Origin of the sequence: Ralstonia sp. Ralssp110 (assembly GCF_047325135.1) — a bacterium.
Lineage (GTDB): Bacteria > Pseudomonadota > Gammaproteobacteria > Burkholderiales > Burkholderiaceae > Ralstonia > Ralstonia mojiangensis.
In genome coordinates this window covers 518,664-543,644 of sequence record NZ_CP168609.1, presented here as the reverse complement: position 1 = coordinate 543,644, position 24,981 = coordinate 518,664, and the positions used below count along the sequence as shown (strand labels likewise).

Below are 24,981 nucleotides of genomic sequence, written 5' to 3'. Positions count from 1 at the left end.
GAAGGAGCCGGACATGCTGCATGTATCGATGGTCGGGTGCGGAGCGATCGGGCGGGGCGTGCTGGAACTGCTCAAGAGCGATCCGGATGTGTGCTTTGACGCCGTGATCGTGCCCGAGCACGCGATGGACAAGGCGCGCGAGGCCATCGCCCCGTTCGCACCGAATGCGCGCGTCACGACGCATCTGTCGGCCGACGCGCATCCTGATCTGCTCGTCGAATGCGCTGGCCATGATGCGCTTGAAGAGCATGTGTTGCCGGCGTTGGAGCAGGGCATTGATTGCCTGGTGGTATCGGTGGGTGCGTTGTCCGAACCTGGTGTAGCCGAACGGCTCGAGGCAGCGGCCCGGCGTGGCAACGCGCAAGTGCAGTTGCTGTCGGGCGCCATTGGCGCCATCGATGCACTGGCCGCTGCGCGTGTCGGGGGGCTGGATGCCGTGATCTACACCGGCCGCAAACCGCCGCGTGCCTGGAAGGACACGCCGGCCGAGCAGCAGTTCGACCTCGATGCGCTGCGCGAGCCGACCGTGATCTTCGAAGGCAACGCCCGTGAAGCTGCGCGTCTGTTCCCGAAAAACGCCAACGTGGCGGCCACGCTGTCGCTGGCGGGCCTCGGGCTTGAGCACACGCACGTCAAGCTGCTGGCCGATCCAACGGTGGACGAGAACATCCATCACGTCGAAGCGCGCGGTGCCTTTGGCGGCTTCGAGCTGACGATGCGCGGCAAGCCGCTTGCGGCCAATCCCAAGACTTCTGCGCTGACGGTGTTCAGCGTGGTGCGTGCGCTGGGCAACCGCGCGCACGCCGTTTCGATTTGAGCGAGGCCATTGCGCCATGACTGTTTCCAACCCGAACGCAACCGCAACGTCCGTGTTGCCCATCTGCATTGCCGGCGATTGGCGCCTCGGCACGGGCGAGCGCTATGCCACGCGCTACCCGGCCACGGGTGAAGTCGTTGCAGAACTCAATGCCGCCAGCGTCGCCGATGTGGAAGAGGCCGTGGCGGGCGCCTACCGCGCCTTCCTTTCCAGCGGCTGGGCGCAGCGCAAACCGCACGAGCGCGCCGCCGTTCTGTATCGCGTGGCCGAGCTGATCCGCTCGCGCAGCGAGGCGCTGGCCCAACGCCAGCGCCTGGACAATGGCAAGCCGATCAACGAAACGCGCGCCCTGGTGGCAAGCGCTGCGGCCACGTTCCAGTTCTTCGGTGCCGCATGCGAGACGCTGGAAGAGTCGCTCACGCCTGCGCGTGGTGATTGCCTGACGATGAGCGTGCATGAGCCCATGGGCGTGGTGGCGGCTATCACGCCATGGAATTCGCCAATTGCCAGCGAAGCGCAAAAGATGGCGCCCGCGCTGGCCGCAGGTAACGCCGTCGTCGTCAAGCCGGCCGAAGTCACGCCGCTGATGGCGCTGGAACTTGCCGCCATTTGCGAAGAGGCGGGCGTGCCCAAGGGCATGATCAGCGTGCTGCCCGGCAAGGGCTCTGTCATTGGCGATGCGATCACGAAGCATCCGCTGGTGCGTCGCGTGTCGTTCACGGGCGGCACGAACACCGGCCGCCATATCGCGCACATTGCCGCCGACAAGATGATGCCGGTGTCGCTCGAACTCGGCGGAAAGTCTCCGACGATGGTGTTTGAGGATGCCGACCTCGACCACGCGGTCAACGGGGTGCTGTACGGCATCTTCAGCTCGTCGGGCGAGTCGTGCATCGCAGGGTCGCGCTTGTTTGTGGCGCGTTCCTTGTACGAGCCGTTCATGGATCGCCTGGCCGCTGCCGCAGCACGGCTGCGCGTCGGCAATCCGGCCGATGAATCCACGCAGATGGGCCCGCTGATCACCGATCGCCACCGCGAGACGATTGAGTCGTACGTCGCGATGGGCGTGGAAGACGGTGGCCACCTGCGCACAGGCGGTTTGCGCCCGGCAATCGCCGGCTGCGAGTCGGGCTACTTCTATACGCCGACCATCATCGAAGGCCTCACCAACAGCGCCCGCATTTGCCAGGAAGAAATCTTCGGCCCCGTGCTCGTTGCCATGCCGTTCGACGATGAAGACGAACTGATCGAACAAGCCAACGACAGCGTGTACGCACTGGCCGCCGGCATCTGGACGCGCGACTACAAGCGCGCATGGCGCGTCGGCCGCGCGGTGCAGGCCGGCAACGTGTGGATCAACACATACAAGCAGTTCTCGATCTCGACGCCGTTTGGCGGCTGGCGCGACAGCGGCCTAGGCCGCGAGAAGGGCCGTCTCGGCATCCTGCAATACATGGAGCAAAAGAGCCTCTACTGGGGCTTGAACGAACAACCGCTGGCCTGGGCCAACGCCAACTAAGAGCCGCTAACAAAACCCTCCTGGCGTCGTTGTGCCGCCTTGCCGTACTCAAGTACTGTCTGCGGCAGCACGCCTAGCCAGGACCGCTTCGCTGGGCCTTGTTAGCGGCTCTAACGCCGAAGCAAACGCCTGGACCACAGGAGATGAAGATGAACACGATTCGAGGCATCGACGAAATCGTCTACGGTGCCGACGACCTCGCCGCTTGCAAGCAGTTCTTCCTGGATTGGGGCCTCGCCCTGCAATCGGAAGACGCCAGCGGCCTGCTGTTCGAAACACTCAACGGCTGCCGCGTACGCGTCAAGCGCAGCGACGATGCCACGCTGCCACCCGCCATGGAAGCCGGCCCGACGCTGCGCGAAGTGATCTGGGGCGCCGATTCGCAAACTGTACTCGACCGTCTGATCGACAAGCTGGCCGACCAGCCCGGCTACGTCCACGCCGACGGCCGCGTTGGTTGCACCGACCCGAACGGCTTGGCAGTGCGTGTGCAACTGACCACCAAGCGCGATGTCGACGTGCAATGCGCTGCCATGAACACGTGGACGGACAAACCGCGCCGCAACCAACCGAGCCCGATCTACGAGCGTGCTACGCCCATCGAAGTCGGCCACGTGGTCTTCTTCGTCAAGGACGTGGCGGCCACGGAGCGCTTCTATGTCGAGAAGCTCGGCTTTGTACCGTCCGACTACTACCCGGGCCGTGGGGCGTTCCTGCGCTGCGAGCCCGAAGGCGGCCATCACGACCTGTTCCTGCTGCAGACGCCGCAGGCCAAGAGCGGGCTCAACCACGTGGCTTTCACCGTGCGCGACATCCATGAAGTGTTCGGTGGCGGCATGCATGTGTCGCGCTGTGGGTGGGATACGCAGCTGGGCCCGGGCCGTCACCCGATTTCGTCGGCGTACTTCTGGTACTTCAAAAACCCGGCGGGCGGCCTGATCGAGTACTACGCCGATGAAGACCAGCTCGACGCCGACTGGCAGCCGCGCGATTTCGAGCCCGGCCCGACCGTGTTCGCCGAATGGGCCATCGACGGCGGCATTGACGGCAACACACGCCGGCAGAAGAACGTCGCCGGCCCCGAAGGCAAGTTCCTGACGGAAAAGCGCTGAAACGTTGCAGAGAGACGTGCTATGAATTCCCCCCTCAACCTGCGCGTGCATGCCATGCGCTACGAAGCCCAAGGCATCGTGAGCGTGGAGCTGCGCGATGTCGACGGCAAGCCTTTGCCCGAGTACGCACCGGGCGCGCATATCGAACTGCATCTCGGCAACGGGCTGGTGCGCAGTTATTCGTTATGCGGCGCGCCAGAGGTGCGTGACCGTTACGTAGTCGGCGTGCTGCTCGACCGCAACAGTCGCGGCGGCTCGCGCTATGTGCACGAGCAGTTACGCGTCGGTTCGACGCTCAAGATCGGCGGCCCGCGCAATCACTTCGAGCTGGACGAAACTGCGCCGCGCACTGTGCTGGTTGCAGGTGGCATTGGGGTGACGCCCATCGTCTGCATGGCGCGTCGCTTGGCTGAGCAAGGCAAGACGTTCTCGATGCTGTACTGCGCCCGCTCGCGTGCTGAAGCAGCCTTTGCCGATGAGCTGGCCGCGCATGGCGATGCGGTGCGCTTCCACTTGGATGCTGAAGCAGGCGGCCCGCCCGATCTGAAAGCACTGCTTGCAGGGCATCCGGCCGATACGCATTTCTATTGCTGTGGCCCAGGCCCGATGCTGCAGGCATTCGAGGCGGCCTGTGAGGCGCTGGGCTACACCAACGTCCATATCGAACGCTTTGCGGCCGACCCCGGTGTGGAATCGGTGCAGGAGGGCGAATACCAGGTCAAGCTCGCGCGCAATGGTGCTGAACTGTGTGTGCCGGCAGGCAAGTCGCTGCTCGACGCGCTGTTGGAGATTGGCGTCGAGGTGGAACACAGCTGCAAGGAAGGCGTGTGCGGCTCGTGCGAAACGCGCGTGCTCGAAGGCGAGCCCGACCACCGTGACAGCGTGCTTTCCAAGAGCGAGCGTGCATCCAACCAGACGATGATGGTTTGCGTATCCGGCTGTAAGGGCAAGCGCCTGGTGATCGATCTGTAAGCGCAGGATGGTTTAGGCGTCGGCCTGACCAGCCGCGCCGTCTTTTTTTGCGCCCTGTTTTTCTTTTAAACGACGTTTCGCATACGAAACAAAGCAAGAGCCACAACCAGCTCGTCCACCAAGACGGCGATAACAACTGGCGGGGCGGACACCTTGTCCAGTGGAGGAAACTGCAAATGAAGACAACTTTGTTCGCCCTTGCGGCGATGAGCCTGGCCGGCACGGCGGCGGCCCAGAGCAACGTGACGCTGTACGGCAGCATTGATGAAGGCGTGGCCTACATCAACAGCCTCAAGAGCGGCGCGTCTAGCGGCTCGGCGCTGCGCATGGACCCCGGCACGATGCAGCCGGACCGTTTCGGCCTGCGCGGCTCGGAAGATCTCGGCGGCGGTACGCAGGCCATCTTCCAGTTGGAATCGGGGTTTCTGGGCGACACCGGCAGCAGCGTGGTTGCGGGCAAGCTGTTCAACCGCACGGCGTGGGTCGGCCTGACGAACGACCGCCTGGGCAACATCCAGCTTGGCCATCAGGCGGACTTCATGTTCGATTACCTCGGCCGCCTGAGCAACGGTTTCCAGCTCACCAACTTCTACCTGTTCCACCCCGGCAACTTCGATAACCTAGCCAACCAGTTCCAGATCGACAACGCTTTGCGTTACGTCTCGCCCATCTTCGGCGGGCTGCAGCTGGGCGGCATGTACGGTTTTGGCGAGGTGCCGGGTTCGCCGTCGAAGAGCCGCAGTTACAGCCTCGGGGCGTACTACACCAATGGCGGTTTCCGAGCCGCCGCGGCCTATACCGCGTCCAATGATCGCGCGCTGGATATTGCTGGTCGCCTGGGGATCACCAACACGCTGGGCACGACGCTGGTGCCGGGCGTGATGACGCCGATGAGTTCGGTCAAGTCGTTCGGTACCGGCGCGCTGTATCAGTTTAGCGGCCTGCCGGTCCAGATCAACGCGGTCTATACGCAAACGCGCATCACCCTGGGCGGCGCCAACGCCCGGGCACAGAACGTCGACCTGGGCACTGCATGGCATTACAGCGCCGCCAACACGCTCAACGTGGGCTATATCTTCAGCAAGTACGAGGGGGCGCGTTGGAACCAGTTCAGCCTGGGCAACGTGTATGCGTTTTCCAAGCGCACGCAGGTGTATGTACAAGGCACGTATCAGCGTGCGTCCGGCGATGCGCGATCTGCCGCTATCAACGGCGTGGGTGTGGCAGCGCAGCGCAACCAGTTGGTTGTCAGCACCGGGGTGCATCACTCGTTCTGACGTCCTGACCCAACGCGCGCCGCTGGGCAGCGACCCGGTGGCGCATCAACTTCCTCCGGAAGGAGCTTCACATGAAGCCAGGTGTTTTGATTGATAGCGGAATTGACCACGATGCGTCGCGGGGCGCGATGAGCCTGGGCAAGATCGTTGCCCGCATCGAGCGGCTCAAGAGCAACGGCATGCATGTGCGTGCGCGTCTGTTGATCGGGCTCGCGACGTTCTTCGATGGTTTTGACGTGATCGTCATCGCGGCCACGCTGCCGCTGCTGATTGCACAGTGGCATCTGACGCCGGCGCAGATTGCGTTTGTGATCGGTGCCCCCGGCATCGGCCAATTGATCGGCGCGTTGGTGTTTCCCATGCTCGCCGAGCGATTCGGCCGGGTACGCATGATCGGCTATAGCGCGGGCATCATCGGCTTGATGAGCCTGTTGTGTGGCGTGGCGCCCAGTTTTGCCGTGTTTGCAGCGCTGCGTATCGTGCAAGGCGTCGGATTGGGCGGCGAGCTGCCGGTGGCGGCCACGTACATCAACGAAGTCACGCGTGCGCACGGACGCGGGCGCTTCGTGCTGCTCTATGAGGTGGTGTTCCCGATTGGGCTGCTGGTGTCCAACGCGCTGGGCGCATGGCTGGTGCCGCATTTCGGGTGGGAGGTGATGTACTTCCTCGGCGGTATTCCGCTGGTGCTGTTCTTCACGCTGCCCAAGGCCGTGCCGGAGTCGCCGCGCTGGCTGGCGACCAATGGCCGCCTGGCCGAGGCCGACGCCGCGCAGGCTCGCTTTGAAGCCAAATCGAAGGAACCGTTGCCTCCGCTGGGCGATACCTCGGCCTTCGAGCAGATGTCGCACCGCCACCCGAAGCGCGGCATGCGCGATCTGTTCGGCCCGGTGTACATCAAGCGCACGGTGGTGGTGGCCATGCTGTGGGCAACGTGCGGTTTCATCCAGTACGGTTTGTCGACATGGCTGCCGACGGTCTACAAGACGATCTATCACGCACCGCTGCAACTGGCGCTCAACCTGGCGGCGCTGGCTTCGGTGCTGGGAGTGGTCGGCTCACTGATCTGCGCGATGATCGTTGACAAGGTGGGCCGCAAGCCTGTGATGGTGGTGTCGTTCGTACTGTGCGGCGTCTCGTTGGCGCTGGCTGGGTTGTTGCACGAGCAGTCGCTCTATGTGGTGGCAGGGTTGTGCTCGTTGGCGTTGGGGTTGATGGCGTGCGGCTTCATCACCGCATATGTCTATACGCCGGAGCTTTATCCGACCAACATCCGCGCGATCGGTTGCGGCATGGGCGGCGCGTGGCTGAAGATTGCGGCCATCTTTTCACCGATGCTGATCGGTTCGACCATCGGCTCGGGCAACGTCAGCAATGCGTTCCTGCTGCTGGCATTGGTCCCCATACTGGCCGCGATCACCATCTACTTCCTCGGCATCGAGACCAAAGGGAAAGTGCTCGAACAACTTGAGCTGTAAGCCGATGCCGTCGACGGTCGTAAAACGGGTGGGTTGCGCGCGCGTCGGCACGCCCCCCCCGTTTGCTTCAGGCAATGGTGTGATCCGCCATCAGTTCCAGTGCGCGAACCATGGCAGAGTGGTCCCATGCCTTGCCGCCGTTAGCGGCGCACACGTTGAAAAGCTGCTGTGCAGCGGCGGTGTTCGGCAGGGCGATGCCGAGCTTGCGAGCGCCGTCCAGCGCCAGGTTCAGATCCTTCTGGTGCAGTTCGATGCGAAAGCCCGGGTCAAACGTCCGCTTGATCATGCGTTCGCCATGCACTTCGAGAATGCGCGAGGAGGCAAAGCCCCCCATCAACGCCTCGCGCACCCGTGCCGGATCGGCCCCTGCCTTGGATGCGAACAGCAGCGCTTCGCCTACCGCCTCGATGGTCAATGCCACGATGATCTGGTTGGCCACCTTGCATGTTTGCCCAGCACCGGAGTCGCCCACGTGCGTGATGTTTTTGCCCATCAAGGCGAACAGCGGTCTGGCACGCTCGAACGCGGCTTCTTTTCCGCCAACCATGATCGTGAGCGTCGCATCGCGCGCGCCGACTTCACCGCCTGAAACGGGCGCATCGAGGTAATCCGCGCCCAGCGCCTCGACGCGCTTGGCAAAGGCCTGCGTTTCAATCGGCGAGATCGAACTCATGTCGATGAAGAGCTTGCCTGCAGCCAAGCCCTGCGCAACACCCTCTTCGCCAAACAGCACATCGGCTACGTCCGGCGTGTCCGGCACCATGGCGATGACGATGTCCGCGGCTTGCGCCACCGCCGTTGAGCTGGCGACAACCGTGGTGCGCGACCGCAGATCTTCCGGCACAGAATGCTTGCCGCTGACGATCAGTGTGTGGTCGCCCTTGAGCAGGTTGCGCGCCAGGTGAGCGCCCATGATGCCAAGACCGATGAATCCGATGGTAGCCATGATGTTCTTCCGAAGGCGTCTGTGTGATGTGGATGGGGAGCGTGCGTCACGCCACAGCGCGTCTCACAAGCGTAGATCGACGGACCGGTGAAGACTAGCCGGCGCCGTCATGCTGTGCGCTCCAAGATGCATTAGAGCTGCGCCCAACGGGCGTTTGCGAAGCGCGATACCCATACGGAGACGAGATCCGGAAATAAGGGCCGAGAAGCGTCATTGCTCGTGCAATGGTTTGGGGGCCCCCTCTCATAGACTGAAAACGTGCCGATAAGACAGCTATCGGGCAGGCAGAGAGGGAGGGAATATGTCCACCACAGCCACCACAGCAGCCAACTGGATCGTCGTCCTGACATGCGCGTACATGGAGTACAGCACGTGGCGGGGTGTAAACGTCTACCGCCGCACGGTCGGCTATGAAAGCGTGGTGTGGTGCTGACTAACCTACCGCAGGCTTGGGCAGCAACCTTCGGATGAGATCGCCATGTGCCGAGTACTTTGCCAGCAGCGCGCCATCGTCGGCCAGTTCGAACTCGCTGAACTCGAACCCCGGCGCAACGGTGCAGCCGACCAGCGCATAGCCATGTTCACCCGGCACGCGCTCGGCCGCAAACCAGCAGCCCGCCGGAACCACCGCCTGGTACACCGCCATCGCGTCGTGGGCCGCATGGCCCAGACGATGCGTGCTCACCGTACCGTCGTTCTCCAACACATGCACATTGAGTGAGTCCCCCGCATGGAAGTGCCACAACTCGTCCGACTGGATCCGATGCCAGGCGGAATATGCATCATCCGCCAAGAGGTAATAGATGGCGGTGGCAGCCGCACGTTCGACGGGCGGGATGCCTCGCTGGATGCGTTCCTCACTGCGATAGGTTTCGCGATAGAAGCCGCCTTCCGGGTGCGGTTCGAGACCGAGGCGGGCAATGAGGTGCTGAGCAGCGGCGGTGAGCGGCATGATGAAAAACCTTCGACTCAGTTCTGCTGACGGCGGAACGGAAAGCGCTGCTGGTTGACGAAGCCGTCGGGCATGTAATCACCCACTACGCCGTACTTCTCCGGGAAGGCCTTCTTCGATTTCACTGCGGTACCGAACAGGTAGTCGATGAAGGCGAAGTGCGCGGCGTAGTTCTTGTCGATCGCTTCGTCTTCCGACGAGTGATGCCAATGATGGAAATCCGGCGTCACGAAGATGTACTTCAACGGCCCCCACGGCAAATGCACATTGGCGTGATTGAACACCGCCTGGAAGCCCACGATGATGATGTAGACATCGACCACGGCCTTGTCGAAACCCAGCACGAACAGCGGCCCTAGCACTGCCACCCGGGTGACGACCAGTTCAAGAATGTGCTGACGCGAGCCGGCCAGCCAATCCATTGTCTTCACGCTGTGATGCACCGCATGGAAGCGCCAGAGGAACGGCACCTCGTGATACGCGCGGTGCGTGACGTACTCCATCAGGTCTGCCACCAGCATGCACAGCAGCAACTGCGGAATGAACCAGATGTGCTGCACCATTTGCTGGAAGTCCGCATGCACCATCCACCCGAACACGCGGTGGATCAGGAAGTTCACCACCAGCAGCACCAGCCCCACGATGAAGTGGTTCACCGCAAAGTGGACCATGTCGGTCTGCCATTCGGCGCGGAACACCGGCTGCTTCTTGTAGAGCGGGAATAGCTTCTCAAGCAGCACAAAGATCGCCGTCGAGCCGAGCAGGTCGAGAATGAACCAGTCCATGCCGATGTACGGCGTGTGATCCGGAAAATCACCCACCGGCACGCGCGAGCCGCCCAGCGCAACGGCAATCACCACAAACAGGAATGCCAGGCCGTTCAGGCGACGGCGGTTATCCAGCACGATATTCGCCAGCGATAACCCGCCTGATATCAACAGAGAGACAAACAGAATCTGCCGAATTACGTCCACCGAATACGCACGCCGTAATTCGGGTGTTGTCAGATATTGCGGAAAGTGAAACGCCAACACGCCCAGCAAGCACAGAAAGCCCAGCACCAACGCCAGGATGGTGCCGATCATACCCCGGCCGAACTTCAGGCCGCCGTTGGCATGCAGCAGCGCATTGGCATCGCGGATCGTCGCGTCGGCCACGCGGACGATGGCGGGGTGGTGTTCCTCTTCGGGCAATGGCGCCAAAGGCTTTTGGGACGCATCCATGGGTGTGACTCGCAGTATTGTTTTGTTTTATTAACAATGCAATTGCCGAACCGAATATTGGCTCGGGTTCGCATTGCAGCGCGATTATACGGACCGGTTTCACGTATTCAACGGTGCAATTCTTCTGCGTATAAATGATTTGCTATTGCTGCTCGCGTGCCCATTGTGTGACCGCGTCAGCAAGCTGCATCTGCACGTTGGATGTGCGCCGCAAGGCGTTGCCTTTCCGCGCAAGGCCATGCATTGTGAGGCCCGCGCCTGAAGGGCGATCGACGATATAAGACTAGAAGGGGAGCAACCATGTCAGAAGGATTTCACGTGCACGGCGCGCATGATCACGCGCTCGAGCACGCAGCAGAAAGCGGCCACGCCGACAGCTTTGCCGGGCGTATCGCCGTCATGACGGCGATTCTTTCGACGGCCGGCGCCATCTTCGGTTACCAAGGCGGTGCCACGCAAAACGCGGCGCTACTTGCCAAGAACGAAGCCGCCATCCACAAGACCGAGGCCGCCAACCGCTGGGCGTACTACCAAGCCAAAGGTCAGAAGCAAGCCATTGCCGAGCTGACCGCCCAGTTGCCCGGCACCGATCAGGCCGCCGCCAAGCGCGAAGCCCAGCGCTACGCCGCCGAGAAGGAAGACATTCGCCGTCAGGCTGAAGACCAGGAGCGCCTGGCCAAAGAGGCCGACGATGCCAGTGAGCTTGCCGTGCACCATCACCACCGGTGGGCGCAAGCCGTGGCCGCCATCCAGGTGTCGATCGCCCTGGCAGCCATTACGCTGCTTTCCCGCCGGCGCTGGATGCAGGTGCTTTCGTACGGGGTAGGCGCTGTCGGCGGTGTCGTGGCCGTGCTGGCGCTGTTTCACATCTGATTGCGCTACGGCGCCGTCCGTCAGGACGGTGGCGTGTCGATATATACCCAGCCGCCAGAATGGCGCGCTTGCAGGAGGCATCCCGCCTCCATGAATCAGGAATGAACAGATGACACGTGGAATGTGGATGCGGCACACATTGATGATCGCAGGCTTGTTGGTCAGCGCATGGGCCATGGCGGCCGGCTCGGCCGTCGAGTCGGGCGAGTACGTCTACATCCTGGGCGGCAGCGCGAGCGGCACGATGACGGTCAAGGGCAGCAGCTTCAACATCACGACGATTGGCGGCAACTGCCACACGTGCGCGATCGAAGGCACATTCCGTGGCCGCGTTGGCGTCGACAAGGATGAAGGCACGTGCCGCATCGCCGTGTCAGGTAATAAGGATGCGCTCAAGCTGGATTCCTCCACCACCGCCGAGGCCTGCCGAGGTTTCTGCGGCATGCGCGCCATGTTTGATGGCGACTACCGCCGCGCGCCCGCCGCCTGCACCGACCGCCAGCGACAAGCCCGCATCGGCCAGGCCCACAAGCAATATGCCGCCAAGGACTACGACGCAGCACGCACAACGCTGCGTTCGCTGCTTTCCGAGTGCGATCTCTTCATGGACTGGATTGAGCGCGACAAGGCCCGCAGTGATCTTGCCGTAACTGAATACCATCGTGGTGACAACGCCCAATGCCTAGCCGTGCTGTCCGAGACGATTGCCGTCAAAGCTCAGAAGGACGCATCACTGTTCCTGCCGCCGTGCGACGCTGACAACTACGCATCGACCAGCAAGGCGATTCTCTACAACCAGGGGCTATGCAAGGCGCCGATCAAGCATTGATGCCAATGGCTTCTCTATAAGTAAGAAGGGCGTTCCGGGACCAATGGCCTGCATCCCTGTCGCTGGCAGGCCGGGTGAGGCGTGCAGCACCGCTCCAACCTCGCCGTAACAGGGCCTCATCGCGCAGTAGGCGGGTGCTCAACAAGTTTTTTTTGCGAGCAGCTCACAAAAAGCTTGCCAGTCGCGCATCCGCACATTAGTATTCGCCCCTCGCTGCAAACGACGGCGCCGAAACGAAAGCGACGGCGGGGTGGTTGAGGCGGTGGAGAAGTAGTGGTGGAGCGGGTTTGCGGTCGATTGAGTGGTTGGTGATTGGCTGGAAATTCAGGAGTAGTTGGCGGCGAGTTGATGATAAAAATTCTTCGACGAGTTGTTGACAGCGACGAAAAAGCTCTGCATAATCTCGTTTCTCTGCTGCAGACAACGCAGCGACGCGGTGAACAAAGTTAATCGCGAAGTTCTTTAACAAGCAAACAGCCGATAAGTGTGGGCGCTTAATACTGGGTGCGGCGGATTTCGATCCGCTAGCTAACAAGTAATGAAGTGCTCGCACAGAAGTAAGGTTTGAACGAAAGTTCAAGTCAGATTCTGAGAGTGAGCGACCGCTCGTAAAGAGCGAAAACAGCAGATTGAACTGAAGAGTTTGATCCTGGCTCAGATTGAACGCTGGCGGCATGCCTTACACATGCAAGTCGAACGGCAGCGGGGGAAAGCTTGCTTTCCTGCCGGCGAGTGGCGAACGGGTGAGTAATACATCGGAACGTGCCCTGTAGTGGGGGATAACTAGTCGAAAGATTAGCTAATACCGCATACGACCTGAGGGTGAAAGTGGGGGACCGCAAGGCCTCATGCTATAGGAGCGGCCGATGTCTGATTAGCTAGTTGGTGGGGTAAAGGCCCACCAAGGCGACGATCAGTAGCTGGTCTGAGAGGACGATCAGCCACACTGGGACTGAGACACGGCCCAGACTCCTACGGGAGGCAGCAGTGGGGAATTTTGGACAATGGGCGAAAGCCTGATCCAGCAATGCCGCGTGTGTGAAGAAGGCCTTCGGGTTGTAAAGCACTTTTGTCCGGAAAGAAATGGCTCTGGTTAATACCTGGGGTCGATGACGGTACCGGAAGAATAAGGACCGGCTAACTACGTGCCAGCAGCCGCGGTAATACGTAGGGTCCAAGCGTTAATCGGAATTACTGGGCGTAAAGCGTGCGCAGGCGGTTGTGCAAGACCGATGTGAAATCCCCGAGCTTAACTTGGGAATTGCATTGGTGACTGCACGGCTAGAGTGTGTCAGAGGGGGGTAGAATTCCACGTGTAGCAGTGAAATGCGTAGAGATGTGGAGGAATACCGATGGCGAAGGCAGCCCCCTGGGATAACACTGACGCTCATGCACGAAAGCGTGGGGAGCAAACAGGATTAGATACCCTGGTAGTCCACGCCCTAAACGATGTCAACTAGTTGTTGGGGATTCATTTCCTTAGTAACGTAGCTAACGCGTGAAGTTGACCGCCTGGGGAGTACGGTCGCAAGATTAAAACTCAAAGGAATTGACGGGGACCCGCACAAGCGGTGGATGATGTGGATTAATTCGATGCAACGCGAAAAACCTTACCTACCCTTGACATGCCACTAACGAAGCAGAGATGCATTAGGTGCTCGAAAGAGAAAGTGGACACAGGTGCTGCATGGCTGTCGTCAGCTCGTGTCGTGAGATGTTGGGTTAAGTCCCGCAACGAGCGCAACCCTTGTCTCTAGTTGCTACGAAAGGGCACTCTAGAGAGACTGCCGGTGACAAACCGGAGGAAGGTGGGGATGACGTCAAGTCCTCATGGCCCTTATGGGTAGGGCTTCACACGTCATACAATGGTGCATACAGAGGGTTGCCAAGCCGCGAGGTGGAGCTAATCCCAGAAAATGCATCGTAGTCCGGATCGTAGTCTGCAACTCGACTACGTGAAGCTGGAATCGCTAGTAATCGCGGATCAGCATGCCGCGGTGAATACGTTCCCGGGTCTTGTACACACCGCCCGTCACACCATGGGAGTGGGCTTTACCAGAAGTAGTTAGCCTAACCGCAAGGAGGGCGATTACCACGGTAGGGTTCATGACTGGGGTGAAGTCGTAACAAGGTAGCCGTATCGGAAGGTGCGGCTGGATCACCTCCTTTAAGAGCGTGCATCCGACGTTAGGCGTCCACACTTATCGGTTTGTTTGATGTTACAGCCAAGGGTCTGTAGCTCAGGTGGTTAGAGCACCGTCTTGATAAGGCGGGGGTCGTAGGTTCAAGTCCTACCAGACCCACCAAGTTACGGACGGTGGAAGTTGTTCTCTGCCGTGACTGGGGGATTAGCTCAGCTGGGAGAGCACCTGCTTTGCAAGCAGGGGGTCGTCGGTTCGATCCCGTCATCCTCCACCATTACCTTTTGGTTACCAAACGCAAGCATCGACGCTATGTCGATGGTGTTTGCGTTTGGCCTAGCCAAGACGAGCGTAAAAGTTCGGCTGTTCTTTAACAATATGGAATGTAGTAAAGGTGTCGCGGTGCGTTGATGAGACGCACACTAAAACGCGACACTGGGTTGTGATTGTATCAACCAGTATTACCAGAGCAATCGAAAGATTGTCTTGGAATACGGCACAACGCGAGAACTCAGCCTATAGCGAGACATACTCGTTATAGGGTCAAGCGAATAAGTGCATGTGGTGGATGCCTTGGCGATTACAGGCGATGAAGGACGTAGTAGCCTGCGAAAAGCTGCGGGGAGCTGGCAAACAAGCTTTGATCCGCAGATATCCGAATGGGGAAACCCGGCCCGAATGGGTCATCTGTTACTGAATACATAGGTAACAGAAGCGAACGCAGTGAACTGAAACATCTAAGTAGCTGCAGGAACAGAAATCAACCGAGATTCCCAAAGTAGTGGCGAGCGAAATGGGATCAGCCTTGTACTCTTTAGCAGTATTGTTAGCAAAGCGGAATGGAAAGTCCGGCCATAGTGGGTGATAGCCCCGTATGCGAAAACAGTATTGTGGAACTAGGTGTACGACAAGTAGGGCGGGACACGTGAAATCCTGTCTGAAGATGGGGGGACCATCCTCCAAGGCTAAATACTCGTAATCGACCGATAGTGAACCAGTACCGTGAGGGAAAGGCGAAAAGAACCCCGGGAGGGGAGTGAAATAGATCCTGAAACCGCATGCATACAAACAGTCGGAGCCTGGAAACGGGTGACGGCGTACCTTTTGTATAATGGGTCAGCGACTTACATTCAGTGGCAAGCTTAACCGATTAGGGAAGGCGTAGCGAAAGCGAGTCCGAATAGGGCGTTCAGTCGCTGGGTGTAGACCCGAAACCAAGTGATCTATCCATGGCCAGGTTGAAGGTGCGGTAACACGTACTGGAGGACCGAACCCACTAACGTTGAAAAGTTAGGGGATGAGCTGTGGATAGGGGTGAAAGGCTAAACAAACTTGGAAATAGCTGGTTCTCTCCGAAAACTATTTAGGTAGTGCCTCGTGTCTCACCTTCGGGGGTAGAGCACTGTCATGGTTGGGGGGTCTATTGCTGATTACCCCGCCATAGCAAACTCCGAATACCGAAGAGTGCAATCACGGGAGACAGACATCGGGTGCTAACGTCCGGTGTCAAGAGGGAAACAACCCAGACCGCCAGCTAAGGTCCCTAAATATTGCTAAGTGGGAAACGAAGTGGGAAGGCTAAAACAGTCAGGAGGTTGGCTTAGAAGCAGCCACCCTTTAAAGAAAGCGTAATAGCTCACTGATCGAGTCGTCCTGCGCGGAAGATGTAACGGGGCTAAGCAATATACCGAAGCTGCGGATGCACGTAAGTGCATGGTAGGAGAGCGTTCTGTAAGCCTGTGAAGGTGTCTTGTAAAGGATGCTGGAGGTATCAGAAGTGCGAATGCTGACATGAGTAGCGATAAAGGGGGTGAAAGGCCCCCTCGCCGTAAGCCCAAGGTTTCCTACGCAACGTTCATCGGCGTAGGGTGAGTCGGCCCCTAAGGCGAGGCAGAGATGCGTAGCTGATGGGAAGCAGGTTAATATTCCTGCACCGTCGTATGATGCGATGGGGGGACGGATCGCGGAAGGTTGTCCGGGTGTTGGATGTCCCGGTCCCTACATTGGAGATGGCACTTAGGCAAATCCGGGTGCGTGATTCAAGGGTGTGGGGCGAGCGACTTTAGGTCGCGAAGCAATTGGAAGTGGTTCCAAGAAAAGCCTCTAAGCTTCAGTCATACGAGACCGTACCGCAAACCGACACAGGTGGGCGAGATGAGTATTCTAAGGCGCTTGAGAGAACTCGGGAGAAGGAACTCGGCAAATTGGTACCGTAACTTCGGGATAAGGTACGCCCTTGTAGTTTGACTGGCTCGCGCCAGAAGGACGAAGGGGTTGCAATAAAATGGTGGCTGCGACTGTTTAATAAAAACACAGCACTCTGCAAACACGAAAGTGGACGTATAGGGTGTGACGCCTGCCCGGTGCCGGAAGATTAAATGATGGGGTGCAAGCTCTTGATTGAAGTCCCGGTAAACGGCGGCCGTAACTATAACGGTCCTAAGGTAGCGAAATTCCTTGTCGGGTAAGTTCCGACCTGCACGAATGGCGTAACGATGGCCACACTGTCTCCTCCCGAGACTCAGCGAAGTTGAAGTGTTTGTGATGATGCAATCTCCCCGCGGCTAGACGGAAAGACCCCATGAACCTTTACTGTAGCTTTGCATTGGACTTTGAACCGATCTGTGTAGGATAGGTGGGAGGCTTTGAAACCGGGACGCTAGTTTCGGTGGAGCCGTCCTTGAAATACCACCCTGGTTTGTTTGAGGTTCTAACCTTGGCCCGTGAATCCGGGTCGGGGACAGTGCATGGTAGGCAGTTTGACTGGGGCGGTCTCCTCCCAAAGTGTAACGGAGGAGTTCGAAGGTACGCTTGGTACGGTCGGACATCGTACCTAAAGTGCAATGGCAAAAGCGTGCTTAACTGCGAGACCGACAAGTCGAGCAGGTGCGAAAGCAGGACATAGTGATCCGGTGGTTCTGTATGGAAGGGCCATCGCTCAACGGATAAAAGGTACTCTGGGGATAACAGGCTGATACCGCCCAAGAGTTCATATCGACGGCGGTGTTTGGCACCTCGATGTCGGCTCATCTCATCCTGGGGCTGTAGCCGGTCCCAAGGGTATGGCTGTTCGCCATTTAAAGAGGTACGTGAGCTGGGTTTAAAACGTCGTGAGACAGTTTGGTCCCTATCTGCCGTGGGCGTTGGAATCTTGACGGGGGCTGCTCCTAGTACGAGAGGACCGGAGTGGACGTACCGCTGGTGTACCTGTTGTCTCGCCAGAGGCATCGCAGGGTAGCTATGTACGGAAGAGATAACCGCTGAAAGCATCTAAGCGGGAAACTTGCCTGAAGATGAGGATTCCCTGGAGACTTGATCTCCCTGAAGGGTCGTTCGAGACCAGGACGTTGATAGGCTGGGTGTGGAAGCGCAGTAATGCGTTCAGCTAACCAGTACTAATTGCCCGTGCGGCTTGATCCTATAACCGGTATGTTTCCGGCTGGGTCCGCCTTGTGCCTGATACACACAAATCACAACCCCAAATCTACATTCCCATATTGGTCGCGTTGACCTCGTCAACGTGGCGACAAGTCATAGCCTGGTGACCATAGCGAGTCGGTACCACCCCTTCCCATCCCGAACAGGACCGTGAAACGACTCCGCGCCGATGATAGTGCGGATTCCCGTGTGAAAGTAGGTCATCGCCAGGCTCTCCCATCTACACCCCAGCTCTCACACAGAGCTGGGGTGTTTGCCTTTGCGCGAACGCTTCGCGATCGCAACCATCCCTCCAGCCAAACCCCCCCCACTCCTCACCTCCTGATCTCTCGCCAAAAGCATAAAGTGATTTATGTATCTCTTTATTGACCTGGCCGCCCTTAGTATTTGGGCGATGCCTACTTCAAAGCTCTTCTAATTCGGGCTTTGAGGTTGCTATCGCCGTCTTGCAACGCACATGTAAAACTGGGCTCGTGTTGAAGGAAAGCTGTGATACTGTATATTCATACAGTATTCATTGGCTTGCTTTGGCGTTTCCATGTTTGCATTGTCTCCGTCTCTTTCCATCGCCGAAGGTGTGGCGGAATATCCCGTCGCCGCTGGGCACACGGCGCCTGCCTCTCGTCCGGCTGCACGGAAAGCTCCGGCGGTGTTGTTGCCAGAAACGCTGCATCCGGCGTTGTGGAATGCAGGCCATCTGGCGCGAGGCGACGGACGCGTTCTGACCACTGGATATGACGCGTTGGATGCTGAGCTACCTGGCGGTGGTTGGCCTCTCGGTGGATTGACCGAGCTGCTGTGCCCGCAATCCGGTATTGGTGAGTGCCGATTGCTGCGTCCGGCGTTGTCTACGCTCAGCGCGAACGCCCGGCGCATCGCGCTGGTCGCGCCGCCGCATCTGCCGAATGCAGTGAGGCTGGTGGGTTGGGATTTTTCTCCTGAACAAATCGTCTGGGTGCGTGCTGGCGAGTCGGCCGATCTTCTATGGGCAGCCGAGCAGCTTCTATGCAGCAAGGCTTTCGATGGTGTGCTGATCTGGTTGGGCCGGGCACGTCCAGGGGCGTTGCGCAGGCTGCAAGTGTTGGCACAGGCCGGCGAGAGCGCCATTTGGGTGTTTCGGCCGACTCATGCGCAACGAGAGTCGTCGCCGGCGGTGCTGCGGCTGGGGCTGGAGCCGGCTGGCGCCGATGCCCTGTCCATCCTTTTTCATAAGCGGCGCGGGCCGTTGCGTGAATCTCCGTTGCTGTTGCCATTGGCGGATCCGCTTCGGGCCGGTCGCGCCTCCGTGCGTCCGTTGCCTGTTCCGCCCGTCGAGCCATTCATCATGGATCCGGCCACGGCGAAATTGCTGGCCGCACTTTCGTCTCCTTCGTCTTCTGTGGCGTTCGACGCTTTGTCGGACGTTTCCGATCCAAACACTCCCGATCATGCCGTTCTGGATCGCGGTGCATCTGCCCCGTCTCCCTCTCGACGCGCTTCGACCCCGGTGGTCTGATCCGGCCGCGCTGCCGTTGCCGTTGCCGTTGCCGGTGGTGGTGCTGGAGCAGGAGCGCGTGGTGTCGGCCAACCGTTTGGCGATGTGCGAAGGCGTACACGCGGGCCTGCGTCGGGCGGGTGCCCAGGCGCTGGTGCCGCACGCTATACAGCTTGATCGCGACGTAGCGGCCGAGACGCGGTTGCTGCAATCGCTGGCGCTGGCGCTGCTGGCATTCACGCCGCATGTCACGTTGGACGTGGCGGATGAGGCGACCGTGTTGTTGGAGGTGGAAGCCAGCTTGCGCCTGTTCGGTGGACATCGCGCGCTGTGTCGGGCAGTGAAGTATTGCGCGGTTCGGTTGGGCGCCATGCCGCAGCTTGGCACCGGGCCGACGGCACGCGGCGCGGCATGGCTTGCCAGTGCGCGGCCGGCGCCGATGCGTGGCCGTCGTCGCACGGCAGGGCGTCACGGGCGAGCGAGGAGGGCGGTTCGGCAGAAGCGGCTGTCGGCGTTGCTTGATCAATTGCCGATCGATGCGGTGGCGCGACTCACGCGGCCCGATTGGCTTGAAGGCCTCGGCTGCCGCACGCTGGCCGATTTGCGGGAGTTACCACGTAGCGGCCTGCGGCGGCGCTGCGGGCCGTTGCTCGTAGATACGCTCGACGCGGCGTATGGCAACGGGCACGAAAGCTTCACCTGGTTTACCGCGCCGTTGCGCTTTGATGTGCCGTTGGAATTGTCTGGCCGCATCGATAACGCGGAAGGTGTGTTGGCCGCCGCGGAGCAGTTGTTGTTGCAGCTGGTCGGTTGGCTGTCGGCGCTTCAACTGGGCGCCAAGACGTACCGACTCATCCTGGAGCACGAACGCCGGCGCGGCCGGAGCAGTGAGGATGCCGCCTCCTCCACGCCGGTGGAGATCGCGCTGGCGCAGCCGGTTCGCACGCTGGCGCACTTGTCGCGGGTGCTGCACGAGCGCGTGCATCGGCTCACGCTGATCGCTCCGGTGGTCGAACTGCGTCTGACGGTGACCGACGCTACGCCGCTCGCGCCGCCTACGGAATCGCTGTTTCCCGAGCCCGGTGGTCGCGCTGAAGACGCTGCACGCCTGATCGACACGCTGATCGCTCGGCTGGGTGCCGAGAACGTACTTCACCCGCAGCCGTGTGCCGACCATCGCCCCGAGCGCGCCAACCACTGGGTCGAGGTGAATGCCGCGACCACCGCGCAGAGCCGTGCCGCCGCGCGTCAAGCATTGGCGCAATGGCATGCGCAGCAGCCGGAGCGGCCGTTGTGGTTGCTGGAGAAGCCGATCCCGCTGCTGACACGTCAGAATTATCCGTATTACCGCGGGCCGTTGCGGCTGGTGTCGATGCCCGAACGCATCGAATCCGGCTGGTGGGACGACGATCTAATCAAACGCGATTACTTCATCGCCGCAGGAGAAAAAGGCGAGCGTTACTGGGTGTATCGCGAGCGCGTTTCCGCAGGCAAGGCCAACGCGGCAGAAGAGGAAGCACGCTGGTATCTGCACGGTTTGTTCGGCTAGGTACATCATGACTTCGCCCACGCCACTTCCCGTTCTGCCCGACTATGCCGAGCTGCATTGCATCAGCAATTTCACGTTCCTGACCGGAGCGTCGCATCCGCATGAACTGGTGGAGCGCGCCAAGCTGTATGGTTATCAAGCGCTGGCGTTGACCGATGAATGCTCTGTAGCCGGCACCGCGCGAGCGCTTGTGGCCTCCAAGGAATACGAACTGAAGCTCATCATCGGCAGCCGCTTTACGGTGCGCAATGCCGATGGCGAACCCTGGCTGCGGCTGGTGCTGCTGGCACAGAACATCGAGGGTTACGGCAACCTGAGCGAGATCATCACGCACGCGCGGCTGGCAGCCCCCAAGGGTGAGTACCGCTTGCTGGCTGACGATTTGGCTATGCCCCAAGGTGAACTCGCTCATCTGCGCGGCGTGCCCGATTGCCTGGCGATTCTGCTGCCTGATTACGATCCCGACCCGCAGCAACTGCTGGCTCAGGCGTGGTGGTGCCAGCGCGTGTTCGGTGAGCGGCTATCGATTGCGCTGGAGTTGCCGCTACGGCATGCAGATGACCGCCATCGCGGCACGGTCTCGGCGGTGTCGGAACAAATCGATGTGCCCATGGTCGCGACCGGCGGCGTGCAGATGCACACGCGCCAACGCAAGCCGCTGCACGACGTGCTGACCGCCATCCGTTTGTCCAAGCCGCTTGCTGAATGCGGGCTGGAACTTGCCCCCAGCGCTGAACAAGCGATGCGCACGCGCATGCAGTTCGCGTTTCTCTATCAAGGGGAGCGCGGTGCCAAGATCCTGCGTCGGACGGTGGAATTGGCGGCGTTGTGCAATTTTTCCCTTGACGAGATCGAATACGAATATCCGAGCGAAGTCGTGCCGGAAGGCATGACGCCGGCCGAATACCTGCTTGCTGAAACGTTGGCCGGTGCCGCAAAGCGTTATCCAGACGGCGTGCCGAAGAAGGTGCGTGCGCAGATCCAGGAAGAACTCGGACTGATTGCCGAACTGGGTTACGAACCGTTCTTCCTGACCGTCTATGACGTGGTGAAGTTCGCGCGCAGCCAGGGGATTCTCTGCCAGGGGCGAGGCTCGGCGGCCAATTCGGCGGTGTGCTATTGCCTGCAGATTACCGAGGTGAACCCGGACAGCGGCAACACGCTGTTCGCGCGCTTTCTTTCGCGTGCACGCAATGAGCCGCCCGACATCGATGTCGATTTCGAGCACCAGCGCCGCGAAGAGGTCATCCAGTACATCTACAACAAGTACGGCGTGACACGTACCGCGCTGGCGGCCGCACTCATCACGTATCGCACGCGTAGCGCGCTGCGTGACGTCGGCCGGGCGTTGGGCATTGATCTCGGGATCATCGAGCAGGTGGCCAAGGGGCAGGCGTGGTGGGATAGTCGCAAGGAATTTGCCCAGCGCGCAGGCCAGCAGGGTCTCGATCCGGAATCGCCGTTGGTGCTGCGCTGGGCGCAACTGGTGGATCAGTTGCGTGGTTTTCCGCGCCATCTGTCGCAACACGTGGGTGGGTTCGTGATTGCGCAGGGCAAGCTTTCACGCCTGGTGCCAATCGAGAATGCGGCGATGGAAAACCGCCGTGTCATCCAGTGGGATAAAGATGATCTCGAATCGCTACGCTTGCTGAAGGTGGACGTGCTGGCGCTGGGCATGCTGACGGCCATTCGCCGCACGCTCGATATGGTGGACGCGTTGCCCGGACGGCGCGAGCACTACGGCGCAACCGGCAAGCTCGCCATGCAGCACTTGCAGGATGACGACGAGGAAACCTACGACATGATCTGCCGCGCCGAAACCATCGGCGTGTTCCAGATCGAATCGCGCGCGCAGCAATCGATGCTGCCGCGTCTGCGTCCGCGCGAGTATTACGACCTTGTGATCCAGGTGGCCATCGTACGGCCCGGGCCGATCCAGGGCGGCATGGTGCACCCGTATCTGCAGCGGCGCGAGGCAAAGCGCAATGGCAACACCGATTGCGTGACCTACCCCGGCCCCGAGGTAAAAGCCGTGCTCGAACGCACGCTGGGTGTGCCGATCTTCCAGGAGCAGGTGATGGAGATTGCCATGAAGGCCGGCGATTTCACTGCGGATGATGCTGACCAATTACGTCGCGACATGGCCGCCTGGAAGCGCAAGGGCAATCTCACACAGCATCAGGAGCGCTTGGTGCATGCGATGGTCGAGAAGAGGCGCTACGACCCTGCTTTTGTCGAAGCGCTGTGCAAACAAATGGAAGGTTTTGCCGAATACGGCTTCCCAGAAAGCCACGCGGCAGGCTTTGCCAAGCTGGCTTACGTCAGCAGCTTCCTGAAGTGCCACGAGCCGGCGGCGTTCTTTGCGGCGTTGCTCAACAGTCAGCCCATGGGGTTCTATTCACCGTCGCAACTGGTGCAGGAAGCCCGGCGTAACCATGTGCGCGTGCTGCCGGCGGACGTGACGGCCAGCGTATGGGATAGCACGCTGCATCCCCGCGCCGATGGCGAGGTCGGTGAGAATGGCGTGGTGCAGCCCGACATCCGCCTCGGGTTGAATCGCATTCGAGGCATGCGCAAGCCGGCTGCCGAGCGCATCGAAGCGGCTCGCGCCCAGGCGCCATTTACCAGTGTGGAGGATCTCGCCCATCGTGCCGCGCTCGACCGTCACGACCTGAACGTGCTGGCCGCAGCCAATGCGCTGAAGTCGCTGGCCGGCCACCGTCGTCAGGCGCTCTGGCAAACGCTCGCCCTGCAGGAGCCCGGCCACGATCACGCGCTGCTGCGCCAGGCCCGTCCGGTGGAGGCGCCGCTCGAGCTACCCGCGCCGCCCATTGGTGAAGAGGTGATGGCTGATTACGGCAGCCTGGGGTTGTCGCTGCAGAGTCATCCGGTAGGGCTGCTGCGCGCACGGCTCGAACGCATGCGTTTTGCCACCGCTGCCACGCTGGCCGGCTATCGCAACGGGCAACTGGCGCGCGCTTGCGGCATTGTCACGGTGCGGCAGCGACCGGGCACCGCCAACGGCACCATCTTCGTTTCCATTGAAGACGAGACGGGCGCCATCAACGTCATCCTCTGGCCGCACTTGATCGAGCGTCAGCGACGCGAAGTGCTGAACGCGCAGTTGCTGGGCGTCTACGGCAAATGGCAATGTGAGCGCGAGACCCGGCACCTTGTCGCTCAGCATCTGGTGGATCTGACCCCACTTCTGGGGCGCCTCGCCACTTCCAGCCGCGATTTCCATTAATCCCTCCCTACCCACAACTGCCCGTCGCGTCACCTCCGGCACGGCAATTGCGTGACGAGTGGCGCGCGCAGTCGCCCGACGACGGCACAGGAGGCTCAGGCGGTTCTCTCCCGCAGAGCACCCTCCGATTGGTGGATAGGGCAAGCGCGGATCGACGAAGTGTGGTGCGGGTGCAAGGATTTGAGCTTGAGGCGTCACAAAAAGAGCCTGACAAGCGAAGTAAACGGCATCTACGAGGGAACCGACCCTCGGGATGTCTTGTCACCATAAACAGGGTTGATGAGATGCGCTTTCATCACGCGTCGATATTGGGTGCAGTCGAAATTACGTCTACTCTGTAGAAAACACATCACGGAGGCCGCCCCAAAAAACGTGTGCAACGGCGTGCATAGATGAACCGCCGCTGTTGCCGTGTTGTGCATGACCGCGGATGAAGGTGCAGCCACCGGACCCGCATATTTTCAGCCCATCGTTCGGGTCCAGACCCGGCGGTGTTTCCCATCTCTCAGGTGCAGGAGCGAACAGATGGAACAGCCTTTCAAGCAGTTACACAGTCTGCGCAAGTCGCGCAAGCTCAAACAGGAAGATGTCGCCAAGATGGCCGGTATCTCTCGCGAAGCGTATTTGCGCGCGGAATCCGGTCGTGCCGATCCCCGCCTGTCGACGCTGATGGCCGTGGCCGGCGCGCTGGGGCTGGAGGTCGTTCTGGCGCCGCGCGAAGCCGTGGCCGAGATCGAGCGCGTGATCGCCAATCACCCGGCGCAGCCGACGCAAGGCGGCGGAGCGGAAGCCAGCCACGAACGTTCAGAGCACGGCTCGATGGGCGGCACCGGTGGCGGTCATGGCCTGGCAGGCCAGTATCGCGGGCCGGAGCGCCATCCGCAGTCGGCCTATCATCCGGGCGCGTCGCATAGCCAAGCGGGCCAGCAAGGTGCGCCGCATGCCGGCAGCAGCGCAGAAGACCGCTCGCGCATGACGTCTTCTTCGGACCGGCCGGGTGCTGGCGGTTCGTCGGGAGGCTCAGATCGTCCGGGCGGTTCGGGTTCGCGCGAATCGTAAGCTGAACCTTCTCTGGTATAGGCCGGGCACGTAAGTGTGCCCGGCTTGCGATTGAGCGCAGGAAGCCGTCGCACTACA

At 60.5% G+C, this 24,981-nt stretch carries 16 protein-coding genes, 2 tRNA genes and 3 rRNA genes; 18 read left to right on the top strand and 3 right to left on the bottom strand.

The window, feature by feature from the left end:
* Positions 1 to 13 precede the first annotated feature (13 nt).
* The 6 genes from ACEN9T_RS03055 to ACEN9T_RS03030 all read left to right on the top strand — a co-directional run bounded on the left by ACEN9T_RS03055 (position 14) and on the right by ACEN9T_RS03030 (position 7,172).
* Positions 14 to 817 carry an aspartate dehydrogenase gene (locus ACEN9T_RS03055; RefSeq protein ID WP_092971312.1) on the top strand — a complete coding sequence of 268 codons (804 nt, stop codon included), beginning with the start codon at positions 14 to 16 and terminating at the stop codon, positions 815 to 817.
* Positions 818 to 833: 16 nt separating this feature from the next.
* A complete protein-coding gene (locus ACEN9T_RS03050; protein WP_092971313.1) occupies positions 834 to 2,336 on the top strand; it encodes an aldehyde dehydrogenase in 1,503 nt (500 codons plus the stop codon).
* Positions 2,337 to 2,485: 149 nt separating this feature from the next.
* Positions 2,486 to 3,448, top strand: a complete 963-nt coding sequence (locus ACEN9T_RS03045) for a VOC family protein (RefSeq protein WP_413706390.1) — start codon at positions 2,486 to 2,488, stop codon at positions 3,446 to 3,448.
* 21 nt (positions 3,449 to 3,469) lie between these two features.
* Positions 3,470 to 4,420: a PDR/VanB family oxidoreductase gene (locus tag ACEN9T_RS03040; RefSeq protein ID WP_413706389.1), complete on the top strand. Its 951-nt coding sequence runs from the start codon at positions 3,470 to 3,472 to the stop codon at positions 4,418 to 4,420.
* 176 nt (positions 4,421 to 4,596) lie between these two features.
* Positions 4,597 to 5,697 (top strand): porin, encoded by a 1,101-nt coding sequence (locus ACEN9T_RS03035; RefSeq protein ID WP_413706388.1) that lies wholly within the window; start codon positions 4,597 to 4,599, stop codon positions 5,695 to 5,697.
* Positions 5,698 to 5,768: 71 nt separating this feature from the next.
* Positions 5,769 to 7,172, top strand: coding sequence for an MFS transporter (locus tag ACEN9T_RS03030; RefSeq protein ID WP_413706387.1), 1,404 nt, complete (start codon positions 5,769 to 5,771; stop codon positions 7,170 to 7,172).
* Positions 7,173 to 7,239: 67 nt separating this feature from the next.
* On the opposite strand, the gene ACEN9T_RS03025 is transcribed toward ACEN9T_RS03030, so the two are convergent.
* Positions 7,240 to 8,118 (bottom strand): 2-hydroxy-3-oxopropionate reductase, encoded by an 879-nt coding sequence (locus ACEN9T_RS03025; RefSeq protein WP_413706386.1) that lies wholly within the window; start codon positions 8,116 to 8,118, stop codon positions 7,240 to 7,242.
* A 301-nt stretch (positions 8,119 to 8,419) separates the two neighbouring features.
* On the opposite strand from ACEN9T_RS03025, the gene ACEN9T_RS03020 reads away from it, so the two are divergent.
* Positions 8,420 to 8,551 carry a hypothetical protein gene (locus tag ACEN9T_RS03020; RefSeq protein ID WP_302848162.1) on the top strand — a complete coding sequence of 44 codons (132 nt, stop codon included), beginning with the start codon at positions 8,420 to 8,422 and terminating at the stop codon, positions 8,549 to 8,551.
* On the opposite strand, the gene ACEN9T_RS03015 is transcribed toward ACEN9T_RS03020, so the two are convergent.
* The gene (locus ACEN9T_RS03015) at positions 8,552 to 9,070 is read right to left on the bottom strand and encodes a cupin domain-containing protein (protein ID WP_092971319.1); all 519 of its coding nucleotides are present in this window, start codon (positions 9,068 to 9,070) and stop codon (positions 8,552 to 8,554) included.
* 17 nt (positions 9,071 to 9,087) lie between these two features.
* A complete protein-coding gene (locus tag ACEN9T_RS03010) occupies positions 9,088 to 10,293 on the bottom strand; it encodes a sterol desaturase family protein (RefSeq protein WP_092971320.1) in 1,206 nt (401 codons plus the stop codon).
* Positions 10,294 to 10,593: 300 nt separating this feature from the next.
* On the opposite strand from ACEN9T_RS03010, the gene ACEN9T_RS03005 reads away from it, so the two are divergent.
* The 11 genes from ACEN9T_RS03005 (at position 10,594) to ACEN9T_RS02955 (ending at position 24,903) form a co-directional block, all read left to right on the top strand.
* Entirely contained in the window at positions 10,594 to 11,166 is a 573-nt protein-coding gene (locus ACEN9T_RS03005; RefSeq protein ID WP_092971321.1) for a DUF4337 domain-containing protein, read from the top strand.
* Between the two features lie 127 nt (positions 11,167 to 11,293).
* A complete protein-coding gene (locus ACEN9T_RS03000; protein ID WP_413706592.1) occupies positions 11,294 to 11,995 on the top strand; it encodes a hypothetical protein in 702 nt (233 codons plus the stop codon).
* A gap of 631 nt (positions 11,996 to 12,626) precedes the next feature.
* Positions 12,627 to 14,164 (top strand): 16S ribosomal RNA (locus tag ACEN9T_RS02995).
* Between the two features lie 60 nt (positions 14,165 to 14,224).
* A tRNA-Ile gene (locus ACEN9T_RS02990) sits at positions 14,225 to 14,301 on the top strand.
* Between the two features lie 36 nt (positions 14,302 to 14,337).
* A tRNA-Ala gene (locus ACEN9T_RS02985) sits at positions 14,338 to 14,413 on the top strand.
* Between the two features lie 264 nt (positions 14,414 to 14,677).
* Positions 14,678 to 17,556, top strand: a 23S ribosomal RNA gene (locus tag ACEN9T_RS02980).
* A 117-nt stretch (positions 17,557 to 17,673) separates the two neighbouring features.
* Positions 17,674 to 17,786, top strand: a 5S ribosomal RNA gene (rrf, locus tag ACEN9T_RS02975).
* The 16S, 23S and 5S rRNA genes sit together here with 2 tRNA genes alongside, the layout of an rRNA operon.
* Before the next feature lie 326 nt (positions 17,787 to 18,112).
* Positions 18,113 to 19,069 carry a translesion DNA synthesis-associated protein ImuA gene (gene imuA, locus ACEN9T_RS02970; RefSeq protein WP_413706385.1) on the top strand — a complete coding sequence of 319 codons (957 nt, stop codon included), beginning with the start codon at positions 18,113 to 18,115 and terminating at the stop codon, positions 19,067 to 19,069.
* Complete coding sequence (locus tag ACEN9T_RS02965; RefSeq protein WP_413706384.1) at positions 19,002 to 20,597, top strand: Y-family DNA polymerase; 1,596 nt, start codon at positions 19,002 to 19,004, stop codon at positions 20,595 to 20,597. The genes imuA and ACEN9T_RS02965 overlap by 68 nt, the downstream gene beginning before the upstream one ends.
* A 7-nt stretch (positions 20,598 to 20,604) precedes the next feature.
* A complete protein-coding gene (locus ACEN9T_RS02960) occupies positions 20,605 to 23,844 on the top strand; it encodes an error-prone DNA polymerase (protein ID WP_413706383.1) in 3,240 nt (1,079 codons plus the stop codon).
* 525 nt (positions 23,845 to 24,369) lie between these two features.
* Positions 24,370 to 24,903: a helix-turn-helix domain-containing protein gene (locus tag ACEN9T_RS02955; RefSeq protein ID WP_413706382.1), complete on the top strand. Its 534-nt coding sequence runs from the start codon at positions 24,370 to 24,372 to the stop codon at positions 24,901 to 24,903.
* Positions 24,904 to 24,981 lie beyond the last annotated feature (78 nt).